Consider the following 13,629-nt stretch of genomic DNA (forward strand, 5'->3'; position numbering starts at 1 on the left):
CCTTACATTTCTTTAGTATACGTCTACTGAACTTTTTTATTCTCCAAGCGCTTCTTCAAAGATAGGTGCAAAACCTTTCGCAATTTCTGCCAAAGTTGTTTTTACTTCTTTACGTGTTTGGTTATGTTTGACCGTAATCTCACCTGTTTCCACTTCATTGTCGCCAAGCGTGATAATCACTTCTGCATTTGCTTTTTCAGCTGATTTAAATTGTGCACCAAGCTTGCGATTAGAGAAATCACGTTCCACTTTAAAGGCTTGAGCACGTAGGCTTTCTGCAAGTTGTGTCGCTGCTAAGCTGGCTTTGTTTCCCATAACAGCAATATAAACATCAAGTGTGTCTTCTTCGTGGAAATCGATACCTTGCATTTCAGCAATCATCAACAAGCGCTCTACACCAAGACCAAAACCAAAACCTGGTGTTGCTGGGCCATCAAAGTATTCAACCAATCCATCATAACGGCCACCTGCACAAACCGTCAATTCTTGTCCTTTTACATCCACGATAAATTCAAAGATAGTATCATTGTAATAGTCCAAACCACGAACCATATTTGTATCAATGACATATTCAATGCCCAAACCATCGAGCAGAGCACGTGTCATGTCAAAGTGATCTTGAGACTCTTCTGTAAGATAGTCTAAGATGGATGGCGCCCCCTTAACGATTTCCTTGTCTTCTTTTTCCTTGCTGTCAAGTACGCGAAGAGGATTTTCGTGAAGACGACGTTGGCTATCTTTTGAAAGTTGATTTTCAAAAGGTGTCAAATAATCAACCAAAGCTGTACGATAAGCCTTACGCGTTTCTAAATCACCCAGAGAATTCAAGTGAAGCGTCACACCAGAAATACCAATTTGTTCAAATAATGATTGTGCCATGGCGATAATTTCGACATCAATTGCGGGATTTTTTGCTCCGAAACACTCTACACCAAATTGGTGGAATTCACGTAAACGTCCGGATTGAGGGCGTTCATAACGGAACATTGAACCCATATAATACATTTTTACAGGTTTTGGCACTTCGGGGGCAAAAAGTTTATTTTCAATATACGCGCGAACAGTTGACGCAGTTCCTTCAGGACGTAAGGCAATATGACGTCCCCCTTTATCGTCAAAGTCATACATTTCTTTCGTTACAATATCACTTGTTTCCCCTGTTGCACGACTGAACAGCTCATAACTTTCAAAAAGTGGTGTACGGATTTCTTTGAAATTATAATCTTCAAATACTGCACGTGCCATCATTTCTACATATTGCCATTTTTGTGACTCTTGAGGCAGAATATCTGCCGTACCTTTTGGTTTTTGTAATTTCATATTATCTCCTTTGTATCGACTCCATTTGTGTTTAAAACATTACGAATAAAGCTCGTGTGAGCCATGCCGTCGAGCACTCATTAATAGCTTTAGCTGCAATGTCTTGGCAATTAAGACGGTAAAATGTAAAAAACGATATTTTTTTACATTTTACCTAATAAGTTGCTCAGGCAAGACCCCATAGGGATTGCCGTCTAGCATTAGTGCCTTTAGGCGCAATGCTAGTAGCAAATTAAAACGCCCTAAGCATAAAAGCTCTAGGGCGTCAGTAATCTTATCGCGGTACCACCTAAATTTGTCCTGTCTTCCAGAACCTCAGTTTAGCTATAACGTTGCTACCGTTTTTTATCGTCACTTTAGGTTTTGTAAGCTTTCAGCCAAGTCTTACTCTCTGTATCTTTAAGTATAACGCAGACTTCTGTTTTTTTCAAGCTTTAAATTCATATTAATTTTTAAAAACTTGCATATTTTTGGCAAAGTAATCATAGCCGGAATAAATTGTGAAGATAAGGCAAACATAAAGTAAGATTGTACCAATATAAATGGGATCTCCAATTAATAAGAAAATAATAGACAACATTTGTGTAAATGTTTTAATTTTTCCTGGCATCGCTGCAGCCAAGACTGCTCCCCCTTGTTCAACCAATAAAAGGCGAAGTCCAGTCACGGCAAGTTCACGACATACAATGATGGCAACAACCCAAGCTGGAGCTAAGCCTAGAGCAATTAGCATCACAAATGCAGCCATCGTTAGCATTTTATCTGCTAATGGATCCGCAAATTTACCAAAATTAGAAACAACTTTCCACTTGCGCGCCAAATAGCCATCAAGCCAGTCTGTGATTGAAGCTACAGCAAAGATAATTGCTGCAACAATCCATGAAACATAGCTTGCACCCACAGTTGCACCATGTGGCAGATAAAGGACAATGAGAAAGACAGGAATCATAAAGATTCTTAGTATCGTTAATTGATTGGGGAGTTTTTCTTTTTTCATAATTACTTTCTTCGCTTCTTAGAGTTGGCCTACTCGGGCTCAACTTTTTATTGTGTTACAGGTGCTGTAGTGCTTGCATAAGTCACCGTTAATTGCACTTGAACTGGAGTTCCTACTGTAAGAGCAGACAAATCGACAGTGCTGCCGTTGATTGTCATCGTGAGACCTTGTGTATTGGACAAGTTAATCACTGAGTTGGTTAATCCTGCTCCGAGCGTTGCTGTAGCTGTATTTTCGGCATCAGACAATGTGCGTACGGTTGCCCAATCCGCATTAGTCAGTGAAACTGTGGTCACTGCGCCAGCTGCTGTTGTAAAAACAATTTGTGTTGGACTCGTAGCATTTTCTACCTTGACGTTGAGTTGCGCACCACTGCCAGTAACGGTAATTTGATTTTGGGGTTCTGGTTTTGATTCAACAGGTTTTTCTGATGATTCTGTTGTTTTCTTTGGTTCTTCTGTTGTCTTTTTTGTTTCGCTCGTTTTATAAGTATAAGAAGTATCACTCAAATCTGGTTTTGGCGGACGGGTGAGTAACACGACAGCTGTGACACTTCCGACAATGGCTAGTGCAACAGCAGAAAGCAAGATAATGGGAACATAATGACGCCATGCAGGCTTATTGCTTTCTTCCTCTTCCTCTTCCTCTTCTACGCGTTCACTCGGTTTCACAAAGCGGTAAGTTTCTTGGATGTCTTCATGTTCTTCCACAGACATCGATCCATCCTTCTCGTATGCAAGCATGATTTGATCTGCATCAAGATCTAATTTTTCTGCATATTGTTTAAGATAAGCTTTTATATAAAAATCACCGGGTAAAGCCTTATAGTCCCCTGTTTCTAAAGCAATAATATATAATTTCGGAATGTTTGTAAGTTTTTCGGCTTCACTCAGCCCGAGGCCAAGTTCCGTCCTCTTGTCTTTGAGGACTTCGCCTATTGTTTTAATTGCCACCATGTCCTCCTCTCAGCTTTATGAAATACATGGATTTATTCATAACTGTTCGTATTATTTAGGGTAGATGATAAAATCTACAGTTTGCATATTCTCTACAAATTTTTCAGCATGCTTGCTGACTTTTTCAAGTGTTAATCCTGATAAAATTTCAGGAAGGTCAAAGAAGTTAATCTCGCCATAAATATTTGATGAAAATTGATTGGCGATATATTCTAAAGAGTTTAGGGATTTATAATAATCTCCCAGTGTTTCACGTTTCAGTGTTTCGAGATTTTCTTTTTCAAAATCCTTATCTATTTTATAACTTTTTAGGGCTTCCTGCAAAACTTTACTGATTTGCTCTGGTTTTTCAGTATCCACGGTAATGTTCGCAAAGTGAAAACTTTTATCCATGTCAAAACCATAGCCAAAAGAATCATCAACTAAACCTGCATTATACATTTCCTCATAACGATGACTCGTTTTCCCAAAAAGCATGTCTAGAAGCAACTGATTCGAAAGTTTATATTCTAATAATTCGCGGGCATCAGTGGGTAAAGCATCTTCTCCACGAAAACCAAGCGCCAACTTGGGCAGCGCAACTTCGAATTTGAGCGTTTCTCCTAAAAGAGGCTGACTGCCTTCCACCGTTTTTCTCTGTATAGGCTCCGCTTTAACAAAAGATTTTCTCTCTTGATTGTCATTTACAAACGCAGCCATATGCTCCACATCAAAAGGACCTGTTAAGAAGAGGTTCATGTTGGAGGGATGATAAAAAGTTTCATAGTTGGCGTACAAGTCTGCTGCTGTAATTTCCTTAATAGAACGGGGAGTCCCCCCGATATCATCTGCCAAAGGTGAATCAGGATAGAGCGAAGCTAAGAGCCCTGCGAACAAACGCCAGTCACTATCATCTTGATACATCTGGATTTCTTGTTGAATAATACCTTGCTCTTTCGAAACATTTTCTTCTGTAAAGTAAGGTTCTTGTACGAAATCAAGCAGTAAGTCTACACACTCATAGATATTTTCACGTGTCGAAAAAAGATAAGATGTTCTTGAAAAGCTTGTAAAAGCATTGGTTTGCGCCCCATAGGCACCAAACTTGTACATTACATCACCTTCTTTTTTCTCAAAAAGTTTATGCTCCAAAAAGTGAGCTATACCTTCTGGAAAAGTCTTCATCTCTTGACTTCCCATAGGGATAAAAGAGGTATCTAAGGAACCAAAGTTTGTCGTAAAAAGACCATAGGTCCGATTGTAATCCGATTTCGGTAAGTAATACACCGTTAAGCCATTGGCGAGAACATCAGTATATAAGATTTCTCCCGTTTTTTCATAGCTCTTCTTCTGCATAAACTTCTCCTTTCATGAAATATTGAGCCTGTAGTTTTAAACTTTGCGCCAAGCGCATAATATCTTCTTTGTTCACAGCCTCTAATGCCTTCAAAAAGGTTGCTTCATCAATATAAAGTTCAGGTAAAACTTCGTGAATGAAAGCTTGTTCAATAAGATTTGAAGAAGAATCAAGCGACATGAAGTAAGAGTTTTTGAGCATTGTTTTAGTCTGCTCAATTTCTTGTGCGGTAAAGTCTCCAGATTGCATGGCTTGAAGTTGTTCTAGAATCAGCGCACGTGCCTGTTGATAATTTCCGGCATCAATTCCGGCATTAACTCTTAACAGACCAGTAAAACTATCAAAAGCTGAACTTGCATAGTAAGCCAAACTTGCCTTTTCACGGACATTCATAAATAATTTCGAATGCGCAAAGCCACCGAAAAGGCCATTCATCACTTGTAAAGTCATGTAATCCTTGCTGCCATAAGTCGTCGGTTGCGCAAAGGCCATTTGTAAAATAGACTGTTGCACCTCTTTAGCTTCGATTTTTTCTTGATAATCCTTGAGCTCTTGCTTATAAAAAATTTCAGAATGCCCCTGACGATCTTTAAAGTCAAAGTTTTGGAACAAACGTACAACCTCAGCTTCTTCCACATCACCGAGAACAAAAATATCAATAAGATTGTGGTTAAGCATTTCAGTGTAATAATTAAAAACAGCTTCTGCTGTTTCTGCCTGCAAGAGTTCCACAGTTGCTACACCTGGGAGAGCTTGATTGGAATCCGTAAAGAAAAGGGTAGCCAACTGACGACTGGCATAGTAAGAGCGGTCTTCGTTCATAGCTTTAAGGTAGTTGATGAGATTTGCCTTTTCCCGCTCAAAGACTGCCACATTATTATCTGGACTAAAGAGCGCGTTGTGCATAAAATCAACAGCACCTGCTAAAGTATCCATATCAACAAATTTAGGATTCACGAGATTCATATGAATGCTTAACAAATGTTGGCTGCCTTTTTTATTTACTGTAGTTGAGAAAGAGGTCCCATAAAGTTCTGACAAGCGGCTTGAAAATGCTTGAGCTGTTGGGTATGCCGCATTAGTCGTTTCCCATAAATTAGAGATAATCACACGCTTAGCAATATTTTCTCGCGAAAGTTCTTCACGAAAGCGCACCATGAGACGTATTGTTTTGAATTTTGTTTCTTTTATAACATGGAGATTTACTCCGCTGGCTAGTTTCATAGATATCCCTTGTCTACTCCTCTTTTTAAGTTTAAAGGAAATTCTTTTAATCCTAAAAAGAGCAGGAGCTGTAATATCTCTATTATAGCAAATTTTCCACTATTTTTGAGACTCTTTATGCTAAAATAGAGTTATGCAAAATTACATTTTATTTGAAGAATACATCACCTTAGGTCAAGTCATTAAAGAGTTGGCCATTGTCAATACAGGAGGCCAAGCGAAGCTTTTTCTCGCTGAAAATGAAGGCAATATTTTCTTAAACAAGGAAGCTGAAAATCGCCGTGGCAAAAAACTGCGAGCGGGAGATGTTTTGGAGATTCCTGAATTTGGACTGATCCTCTCATTTGTCCAAGCGTCTGCAGAAGAAATTGCTGAGCGTGAAGAAGATAAGGCCGAAGAAGAACGCGTCAAAGCGCTGGTCAAAAAAATGAACGCTCAAGTCAAAACACAAAAACCAAAGAAAGCAGCCAAGCCAAGATTTCCTGGCGCTAAATAAGCATGAAACTTAACAATATTCAGCTCTATAATTTTCGAAATTATGCTGAGCTTTCTCTTGAATTTCATCCCAATCTCAATATTTTTTTGGGACAGAATGCCCAGGGTAAAACAAATATTTTAGAAAGCATCTACTTTCTTGCTCTGACACGTAGCCACCGTACGCATCATGATCGGGAACTGATTCGGTGGAATGCCAAAGAAATGAAGGTTTCTGGGACTGTCGAAAAAGGGCACGGGAATGTCCCACTTGAAGTTGCTTTGACCCCTAAAGGACGTACGGCTCATGTCAATCACCTGAAAGAAAATCGCTTAGCAGACTATATTGGTCAGCTGAACCTTATCATGTTTGCACCTGAGGATTTAGAACTTATCAAAGGTGCACCAAGCATTCGTCGTCGCTTCCTTGATATGGAAATTGGTCAAATACGTCCCGTGTATCTTTATGATTCAGTGCGCTATAATCGCGCTTTAAAAGAACGCAATGCTTACCTCAAGATGGAAGGCAAACAGATTGACGCTACTTTCTTAGATGTTTTAGACAGCCAACTGGCAGAACACGGTCAGAAGATTAGTACTGAACGTCAACATTTCATTAGCAAACTAGAAAAACTGGCACAAAAAATTCATGCTCAGCTCACTCATGGGATGGAGGAGCTGCAGATAAATTATAAAGCCAATTCGACAGCGCTCATAGAAGATTTGAAACGTGCACATGATAAGGATATTTTTCGTCACCAAACCTCTGTCGGTCCTCATCGAGACGATTTGACCTTTTTTGTCAATGGCATTAATGTTGCGGACTTTGGCAGTCAAGGTCAACAAAGAACTGTTGCTTTATCTGTCAAGCTCGCCGAGATTGATTTGATTTTTGAAGAAACTGGAGAATATCCTATTCTTTTACTGGATGATGTAATGAGTGAGCTCGATAATAGCCGTCAGTTGGATCTTTTAGAAACAACGCTTGGAAAAACACAAACCTTCATCACTACAACGACGCTTGACCACCTCAAAAACCTGCCCGAAAATTTAAGTATTTTCAATGTGAAGCAAGGAGAAATTGAAACAAATGGACAAGAAAGAACCACCACTGACTAAGGATAACCTCCTTAAATTTAAAGCCTTGGCTGAAGAAGGGGATGCGACATTATTAAAGCGTATTTCTCTTCTGGTTGAACAAGAACGTGAATTACGCCAACAAAAAGATAAACTCGAAGAAGATTTACGTGTTTTGGTGCATATCAAAAACAGTCATTACTCACAATTAGAGCAAAAAAATTCGGAACATTAATTCCGAATTTTTTTATGTCAATTATAAGCCAAGTAACTCCCTTAGACCATAATGGTTGCCAATTAAGCCAAAAGCCGCAAAGATAGACAAAGCGATAATTACAAGAAGGACAATAATTTCTACACGAGAAAGTGTTTTGCCATTTTCTTTCTTCGCTAAGTAGTAGAAAATAAAACCAATTGCATAGAGAATTGAAGCCATCCAAACATATTGCCAGCCTGAAAGCCACAGAGCTAAGATTTGGAAAACAAGAGCCACAAAGCCGATGACTATATTTTTTGTATTTTTTTCTTCAAGGCCATGTTTCATCATATATGCACCTACCAAAGCGTAACAGATCATGATACATGCTGTACAGAGGTACACCATTACATTATAAGCATTTGCAACATAAAAAGTGACTATGATGAAAAATTGAACAAAGATTTGTGTAAGCCAAAGAGAATTTGCAGGAGCGTTATGTTTATTTAAGCGCCCAAACCATTTCGGGAGTAATTTTTGATTGGCCAATTGTGTCGTTGATTCCACTGGAAGCATCGTCCATGATATCCAAGCTCCTAAGACGGAAACAACCAGACCACTGGCCATCAATGCCCCTCCAAAACTGCCAAGCATATCTTTCAGCATGTAAACCATGCCTGGTGTTTTCATGGCAGCTAGTTCTGCTTGATTATAGTAGCCGAAAGGTAAGAGTGAAAGTAAGATGTAGATAAAAAGCAAAACAACAAGACCAATGATTGTCGCGCGCCCTGCATCAGATTTTTTCTTCGCACGGTCTCCCATCATTGCAGCACCTTCAATCCCGACAAAGACCCAAATCATGACCATAAGAGAGCTTTTAACTTGATCAAGTAAACCGCTAGCGGTTATGGACCCTTGTGCTTGAATCAAGCCCTGAGCATTTTCTGTAATATTGTTCCAAAATCCTGCAGTGAATACTCCTATTTTGAACATAAAGATCCCTGTAAGCATGAAAACAAAGATTGGGATTAATTTACAAACCAGAACAATGGCATTCACAATCGCTGCAGATTCGACACCTTTACTCACCATCAAAGCTAAAAGCCAAGAAAGGATCGATACAGACACTACTGCAAAAACACTTAAACTTCCATTTGCATCTGCGAATTTCCCAGGGAAAAAGTAATCCATAGAGATCATCATGAGCACGGCAAATGCAATATTACCTAGCCATGTAGACAACCAGTAGCCCCATCCGGAAAGAAAACCTACCAAATCGCCAAAGCCTTCTCGCGCATAATCAGAAACTCCTGAAAGCTGTGGTTTGTTAATAATCAGATAGTTTAAACTCAAGACAAGCGCTAAAAGTCCTAAACCAACGAAGAACCATGCTACGATGACACCACCTGCAGTAGCTCCATTGGCTAAATCATTGGAAAGGTTAAATACCCCACCACCAATAGCACTGGATACAACGATGGAGACAAGGGCTATCAGTCCCATTCCTTTTTTATTTTCCATTTATTTTTCCTATAATTCCATTTTATTTATATTGAAATATTTTCTTAATATAACATTTTTTGCATTTTCATGCAACTTTCATCAGGTTCCAATCCTATTTTCTTTATATTTTTACATTTTTAAGCGTTTTCTTACAAAAATAATGAAAAAGCAATCCAAATTAAAAGATTGCTTTTTCATTTGTATTAATATCCATTTGGATGAGAGCTATGCCATTTCCAAGCAAAAATTTAATATTTAGTTGAATTTTTTATCTTGATTTTATTAGTATATTCACTTTCTTTCAAATTACGATTTTATAAAAAAAACTGCCTTGTTTTTAAAGTGGGAAAAACCTGGGAAAATATTAAACAAAAAAACACTAAATCATTTTTTAGTGTTTTTTGATTCAAAATCAAGAATTTCAGATTCCATTTTCTCATACAGCTCTTTTAATGCTAGATTTATTACCCATGTTTTATTTTCTCTTTCAAGCATATTTTTATATTTAAAGTATTTTGATAAACGAGGTAAATTCTCTTCATTTTCGCTATTGAGATAAAAATTTGTTAATTTGGCCATGATGTCTCCTTCACTATATTTAAATATCACATTTATATTTTATTATAACATATATCTTGGTAATACACAAAATCACAAAACAAAAAAGTAATTACTTGTTTTTTTATATGTATCATGATATTATATACATGTATCTAACATGTATTATCGAAAAACATAGAACTAAAAGGAGATAGTATTTATGAAAATACGTTCACCAGTAAGAAAAAATTGAGAACTTACTTAATGATAAATTCAAGATATAAAAAGAAAGACAATCTAAAATGAAAAAAATAAATATATATGTGGGAAATGTCAACTGTACTGCTGGCAGCGGATATGGAAATACTGAATTAATGCCTTTATTGGGAGATATATTTCCTAAAAATACTAATATCCCTGATATTGTAATTCTTAATGAATTTTATAAGTATAAAGATTATCAAGACTTTCAAGCATATTTTTTAAACAAAGAATATACTGTGGCAGTTAATCCGTTGAAAAAGAAAGGATTTAACGATGTCTTTGTAGCAATATCAAATAGATTAGACTTAGATATTGAAACAGTAGAATATGCAACTCAAGACAAAGATAGAATTAGTCCGGACTATACTTCCATTATTTTGAGAAATAAGAAAAATGAAAAGTTAGCTATTGTTGGAGTACGCATCAGGTCTTATAAAAATCTCGATTATAAAGGTAATGCCTCTGAATTTAAAGAATTATTGAGCTTTATCGAAAAACTTAGAAAATCTGGTATTACTCAAATTATGGTAGCTGGAGACTTTAACCACGCTAGACTATTAACAGATAGAAATGAAAATTTAACATGGGAAGAAATCGATATTTTGTACAAGGAATATGCTCAGTTCCCTCATAATTTCCATAGTATTAAGCAAAATCTGAGTCAGAACAACTTAATATTGCATACTCCTGAAGGCTACTCGTATCCAATTAATAAATCATATCCAGTTTATAATCAGGAAACACCCAATGACCACCTCGTTACTTCAAATGACTGTGAAATTGATTTCATTGAATATAGAGATGAAACAAAATACTCAGATCATAAAGCCTTAGTTGCTACTCTGCATTTTAATAGGAAGGACTAATATTGAAAGAAAAAATTTATAGAAATCTTTGTCTTGCTTTTGGGGCATTAATATTAATTATTTCTGGTTATGTTGTTGTGACTGGAATTGTAATTCCTCATGAGGTTATTGTTAAAGCCTTCTTTCATCCAGAAAAGACGATTATTAGCGGATTATTATTAATTATAATTTGGTTATTAATTAAATTGATTGCAAAAAAAGGAGAAGAAAAATGAAAAATTTTTATCGTAATTGCACTTGGTGTATGTTATTACTCATCAGTATAGGAGTCGGCTTTAGTGGAAATGTAAAATTTAGTGTTGGTGGATATAATGCTTTTCTTACTATTAAAGCTTTCTTGTTATTAGTTATAATTCTAACTTTAGCAAGTTTCCCAGAGCTAATTATTTTATTTCAAGGCAAAAATAGAAAGGAAGTAAAACATGAATGATACATTTAAACATTATTTTTTCTTTATTTTAGGGTTAATTTTACTTGTAATTTCAGTGAGCTTATTTACTGGATTTCTGCAAATATTGTTGGGAAGCATTGGTGGTATTTCTTTAATGATAGGATTGTATTTTTTAATGAAAATAAAAATTAAATCATTTTTGCGTAAGGTTCGTGGTGATGAATAAATTCATTAATAACTGTGTGTCTTTGTATATATCAATCTTCTTACCCTCTCCTCCGCAGGAAATCTCCTTGTATCAAACTGTGCCTAATTTCAAAAAAAAGCTCAGCAGCCTAAGCCTTATATGGGTTGCCTTTATCATCCTCCTCTTCTTCTTAAGCTTTGCAATTAATAATATTTTGATTTTACCCTCGTGGTTATTTCTCTTTTACTTGGCAGGAAAAATATTTCGGATTCGTAAAGAGTTCAAAAATAATATTTCTATATGGGATAATTTCTTGATAGTACAGGAATTTATTATTAATAACGGCTTATATAAAGAGACTTCTGATATTTTTTTGTCTTCAGTATTTAAAATAGAGCAAACTGAGGATGAAATTATCATCATTGCTGAAAAGAGAGGAAATTTCTTAGATTCTAAGGTTGAGAACCTTGAAACCGAACTCAGTGGACTCCTGTCCTTGGATATAACTAAAAAGGATATTCTCGCTGACAGAGTAGAGTATGTCTTTGAAAAGAATAAACGAGAAATAGAGCAATATGTTTTTGCTAATTCTGATAGTAAAGAAAATCTAACAAGAGATTTTTTCCAAAATATTCCAAAGGATATAATAAAATTGTCAAATACTCAGCAATTTTCTTTGAAACAGAATACAAATATTGGATTGTACGGTAGGACGGGGACAGGGAAAACCGTTACATTGCAATGGATGCTCTATTCAGCTCTTGCTAAAGGAAGTGGAATAAAAGGGAGTGATAGCTATATCAAAATATGTGATGGTAAAGGGGCGGATTTATTTGCTCTCGGTGGAATCTTAAAAAATATCTTAGGAGAAAATATTAGTGTAGGACAAACTCCTAATTCTTTGGCAAAGCTAAGTAGAGAAATGGTAGAAATCATGGATGAGAGATATGAGCTCATTTCAAAAAGTCAGGCTCTGAATGCTGACGGATACGATTTAAATATGATTCCCAGCTTCCTTTTTGTGGATGAATTAGCCAGTATAAAAGACAGTTGTGGCTCTTCTAAAGAAGGTAAAGCTCTCTGGAATGAAATATTACAAAACTTAGGTTTAATAGCAAGGAAGGGACGTCAAGCCTGTTGCCATTGGGTTTGTAGCACCCAAGACCCAAATTCAGAGAATATACCTGTTGAGCTCAGAACTCAGATATCTGCAGTTTTGTACGGGGGTTCTCCCTCTAGCGAAAGATTGAGAATGGCTTTTTCAATGTGTGACTTAGAGAATGTTCCGCGAGGGAATGGAGAACGTGGAGAGGCTCTCTTTTATGCTGATGGGCTATCAATGAACGAACCTGAGCTTACCAAAATACCCTTCGTAAATCTGCAAACCAAACAAGAATTTGGAGAGGTAGTTCTAAATATTATTCCAAGCATTAATGAATCGAGGACAGAATATGAATGAAATCAGCTTAACTGTCAAATTACCTAATGGGTCTAAATTGACAACCTTTGAAGATGATGAAAATCTATATAGAGCAATCGTACGAGCATTAATTGACGTAGAAGTCTTCTTAATAGAAATGGATGTGAAAAATGAGGAACAATAAAGAAAACAACCAAAAATAAATAATTACAACTACTTTTAGTACTTTCGTTCAGGTTTTTTTGAATGAAAGTACTAAAAGTAGTCATCATGCAGGTGGCGGAATGACGGGCCACTCGGACGATAAGTCCGACTCAAAATAGAAAAAGTCCAAAACTGAAGACAATAAAAGCTGATGAAAGGAAAAAACAATGGCACTACAAATTCCAGATAATAAACGTGATTTATTTTTTACAAGAATCAGCGAGCTTGCTGATGAAATCATTGAATTACCAGAAACTCTGAAAATTGTCTCAAAAGAAATGGGGGAGTTTTCAGGCAATAAGTGGGGAAAGATTGGCGCAGTAAACGCCGAAGGAACGCCTCATGAGCTAAAAATCTCTGGATTTTCAGATAGCAATCTCAATCTAACAAAACTTATGTTTAAGGATATTGAAACTAACCAAATAGTTAAAAGCCTAGCCTTAAAGCAAGGGAAAAACGGTGCTTATATTGCTGGCTTTGACCTTAGAGTTACAGCGGATTATCTAAAAACACTTCTAAAATAAGCAAAGTGGACGGCTTGCCTTAGGCATAAAAACACTCTTAGCGAAAGGAGAGCGGAGCTCTCCTAATGGAATGGAGAAGCTAAGAGTGTTTTTATTTCTCAAAATTTGAGGTTAAGAGTTTTTGGGATTTTATAGTAACAAAATCCTTTT

General features: G+C 36.6%; 17 protein-coding genes. 10 read left to right on the top strand and 7 right to left on the bottom strand.

Annotated features, from left to right (window positions below; all coding sequences use genetic code 11):
* Nucleotides 1–36: 36 nt before the first annotated feature.
* From hisS to yfmF, 5 genes are all read right to left on the bottom strand, one after another.
* Nucleotides 37–1,320 carry a histidine--tRNA ligase gene (hisS, locus tag PYW30_RS08505; protein WP_003133373.1) on the bottom strand — a complete coding sequence of 428 codons (1,284 nt, stop codon included), beginning with the start codon at nucleotides 1,318–1,320 and terminating at the stop codon, nucleotides 37–39.
* 445 nt (nucleotides 1,321–1,765) lie between these two features.
* Nucleotides 1,766–2,317 (bottom strand): CDP-diacylglycerol--glycerol-3-phosphate 3-phosphatidyltransferase, encoded by a 552-nt coding sequence (gene pgsA, locus PYW30_RS08510; RefSeq protein ID WP_003133372.1) that lies wholly within the window; start codon nucleotides 2,315–2,317, stop codon nucleotides 1,766–1,768.
* A 47-nt stretch (nucleotides 2,318–2,364) separates the two neighbouring features.
* Nucleotides 2,365–3,273 (bottom strand): helix-turn-helix domain-containing protein, encoded by a 909-nt coding sequence (locus PYW30_RS08515; protein ID WP_042219385.1) that lies wholly within the window; start codon nucleotides 3,271–3,273, stop codon nucleotides 2,365–2,367.
* Nucleotides 3,274–3,324: 51 nt separating this feature from the next.
* Nucleotides 3,325–4,608 (bottom strand): EF-P 5-aminopentanol modification-associated protein YfmH, encoded by a 1,284-nt coding sequence (yfmH, locus tag PYW30_RS08520; protein ID WP_042219383.1) that lies wholly within the window; start codon nucleotides 4,606–4,608, stop codon nucleotides 3,325–3,327.
* On the bottom strand, nucleotides 4,589–5,833 hold the full coding sequence (gene yfmF / locus PYW30_RS08525; RefSeq protein ID WP_023889915.1) for an EF-P 5-aminopentanol modification-associated protein YfmF: 1,245 nt from the start codon (nucleotides 5,831–5,833) through the stop codon (nucleotides 4,589–4,591). Before yfmF ends, yfmH begins: the two co-directional genes overlap by 20 nt.
* 133 nt (nucleotides 5,834–5,966) lie before the next feature.
* On the opposite strand from yfmF, the gene PYW30_RS08530 reads away from it, so the two are divergent.
* The 3 genes from PYW30_RS08530 to PYW30_RS08540 are packed head-to-tail and all read left to right on the top strand — an operon-like array spanning nucleotide 5,967 to nucleotide 7,619.
* On the top strand, nucleotides 5,967–6,329 hold the full coding sequence (locus PYW30_RS08530) for an RNA-binding S4 domain-containing protein (RefSeq protein ID WP_003133368.1): 363 nt from the start codon (nucleotides 5,967–5,969) through the stop codon (nucleotides 6,327–6,329).
* A gap of 2 nt (nucleotides 6,330–6,331) precedes the next feature.
* Nucleotides 6,332–7,426 (top strand): DNA replication/repair protein RecF, encoded by a 1,095-nt coding sequence (recF, locus tag PYW30_RS08535; RefSeq protein WP_023889918.1) that lies wholly within the window; start codon nucleotides 6,332–6,334, stop codon nucleotides 7,424–7,426.
* On the top strand, nucleotides 7,398–7,619 hold the full coding sequence (locus tag PYW30_RS08540) for a transcriptional regulator (RefSeq protein WP_003133366.1): 222 nt from the start codon (nucleotides 7,398–7,400) through the stop codon (nucleotides 7,617–7,619). Before recF ends, PYW30_RS08540 begins: the two co-directional genes overlap by 29 nt.
* A 21-nt stretch (nucleotides 7,620–7,640) precedes the next feature.
* Here PYW30_RS08540 and PYW30_RS08545 read toward each other — a convergent pair whose 3' ends face one another.
* Nucleotides 7,641–9,101, bottom strand: a complete 1,461-nt coding sequence (locus tag PYW30_RS08545; RefSeq protein WP_042219379.1) for a basic amino acid/polyamine antiporter — start codon at nucleotides 9,099–9,101, stop codon at nucleotides 7,641–7,643.
* A gap of 366 nt (nucleotides 9,102–9,467) precedes the next feature.
* Complete coding sequence (locus PYW30_RS08550; RefSeq protein WP_042219377.1) at nucleotides 9,468–9,662, bottom strand: hypothetical protein; 195 nt, start codon at nucleotides 9,660–9,662, stop codon at nucleotides 9,468–9,470.
* 263 nt (nucleotides 9,663–9,925) lie between these two features.
* Here PYW30_RS08550 and PYW30_RS08555 point away from each other — a divergent pair, with 263 nt between their 5' ends.
* The 7 genes from PYW30_RS08555 (at nucleotide 9,926) to PYW30_RS08585 (ending at nucleotide 13,479) form a co-directional block, all read left to right on the top strand.
* Nucleotides 9,926–10,753 (top strand): endonuclease/exonuclease/phosphatase family protein, encoded by an 828-nt coding sequence (locus PYW30_RS08555; protein ID WP_042219375.1) that lies wholly within the window; start codon nucleotides 9,926–9,928, stop codon nucleotides 10,751–10,753.
* A 2-nt stretch (nucleotides 10,754–10,755) separates the two neighbouring features.
* The gene (locus PYW30_RS08560) at nucleotides 10,756–10,968 is read left to right on the top strand and encodes a hypothetical protein (RefSeq protein ID WP_042219373.1); all 213 of its coding nucleotides are present in this window, start codon (nucleotides 10,756–10,758) and stop codon (nucleotides 10,966–10,968) included.
* Entirely contained in the window at nucleotides 10,965–11,183 is a 219-nt protein-coding gene (locus PYW30_RS08565) for a hypothetical protein (protein ID WP_042219370.1), read from the top strand. The genes PYW30_RS08560 and PYW30_RS08565 overlap by 4 nt, the downstream gene beginning before the upstream one ends.
* Nucleotides 11,176–11,370: a hypothetical protein gene (locus PYW30_RS08570; protein ID WP_042219367.1), complete on the top strand. Its 195-nt coding sequence runs from the start codon at nucleotides 11,176–11,178 to the stop codon at nucleotides 11,368–11,370. The genes PYW30_RS08565 and PYW30_RS08570 overlap by 8 nt, the downstream gene beginning before the upstream one ends.
* A complete protein-coding gene (locus PYW30_RS08575; RefSeq protein ID WP_080719686.1) occupies nucleotides 11,363–12,790 on the top strand; it encodes an FtsK/SpoIIIE domain-containing protein in 1,428 nt (475 codons plus the stop codon). The genes PYW30_RS08570 and PYW30_RS08575 overlap by 8 nt, the downstream gene beginning before the upstream one ends.
* The gene (locus PYW30_RS08580) at nucleotides 12,765–12,935 is read left to right on the top strand and encodes a hypothetical protein (protein WP_180752996.1); all 171 of its coding nucleotides are present in this window, start codon (nucleotides 12,765–12,767) and stop codon (nucleotides 12,933–12,935) included. Before PYW30_RS08575 ends, PYW30_RS08580 begins: the two co-directional genes overlap by 26 nt.
* Nucleotides 12,936–13,122: 187 nt before the next feature.
* The gene (locus PYW30_RS08585; RefSeq protein WP_042219365.1) at nucleotides 13,123–13,479 is read left to right on the top strand and encodes a hypothetical protein; all 357 of its coding nucleotides are present in this window, start codon (nucleotides 13,123–13,125) and stop codon (nucleotides 13,477–13,479) included.
* The last annotated feature ends 150 nt before the right edge of the window (nucleotides 13,480–13,629 follow it).

Source organism: Lactococcus garvieae subsp. garvieae (assembly GCF_029024465.1).
GTDB lineage: Bacteria > Bacillota > Bacilli > Lactobacillales > Streptococcaceae > Lactococcus > Lactococcus garvieae.

Coding starts and splice junctions, on each gene's coding strand:
- PYW30_RS08575 (WP_080719686.1), top strand. CDS start 11,363: ATGAATAAATTCATTAATAACTGTGTGTCTTTGTATATATCAATCTTC.
- yfmF (WP_023889915.1), bottom strand. CDS start 5,833: ATGAAACTAGCCAGCGGAGTAAATCTCCATGTTATAAAAGAAACAAAA.
- PYW30_RS08530 (WP_003133368.1), top strand. CDS start 5,967: ATGCAAAATTACATTTTATTTGAAGAATACATCACCTTAGGTCAAGTC.
- yfmH (WP_042219383.1), bottom strand. CDS start 4,608: ATGCAGAAGAAGAGCTATGAAAAAACGGGAGAAATCTTATATACTGAT.
- PYW30_RS08565 (WP_042219370.1), top strand. CDS start 10,965: ATGAAAAATTTTTATCGTAATTGCACTTGGTGTATGTTATTACTCATC.
- hisS (WP_003133373.1), bottom strand. CDS start 1,320: ATGAAATTACAAAAACCAAAAGGTACGGCAGATATTCTGCCTCAAGAG.
- PYW30_RS08545 (WP_042219379.1), bottom strand. CDS start 9,101: ATGGAAAATAAAAAAGGAATGGGACTGATAGCCCTTGTCTCCATCGTT.
- PYW30_RS08570 (WP_042219367.1), top strand. CDS start 11,176: ATGAATGATACATTTAAACATTATTTTTTCTTTATTTTAGGGTTAATT.
- PYW30_RS08515 (WP_042219385.1), bottom strand. CDS start 3,273: ATGGTGGCAATTAAAACAATAGGCGAAGTCCTCAAAGACAAGAGGACG.
- PYW30_RS08585 (WP_042219365.1), top strand. CDS start 13,123: ATGGCACTACAAATTCCAGATAATAAACGTGATTTATTTTTTACAAGA.
- PYW30_RS08580 (WP_180752996.1), top strand. CDS start 12,765: ATGAATCGAGGACAGAATATGAATGAAATCAGCTTAACTGTCAAATTA.
- pgsA (WP_003133372.1), bottom strand. CDS start 2,317: ATGAAAAAAGAAAAACTCCCCAATCAATTAACGATACTAAGAATCTTT.
- recF (WP_023889918.1), top strand. CDS start 6,332: ATGAAACTTAACAATATTCAGCTCTATAATTTTCGAAATTATGCTGAG.
- PYW30_RS08555 (WP_042219375.1), top strand. CDS start 9,926: ATGAAAAAAATAAATATATATGTGGGAAATGTCAACTGTACTGCTGGC.
- PYW30_RS08550 (WP_042219377.1), bottom strand. CDS start 9,662: ATGGCCAAATTAACAAATTTTTATCTCAATAGCGAAAATGAAGAGAAT.
- PYW30_RS08540 (WP_003133366.1), top strand. CDS start 7,398: ATGGACAAGAAAGAACCACCACTGACTAAGGATAACCTCCTTAAATTT.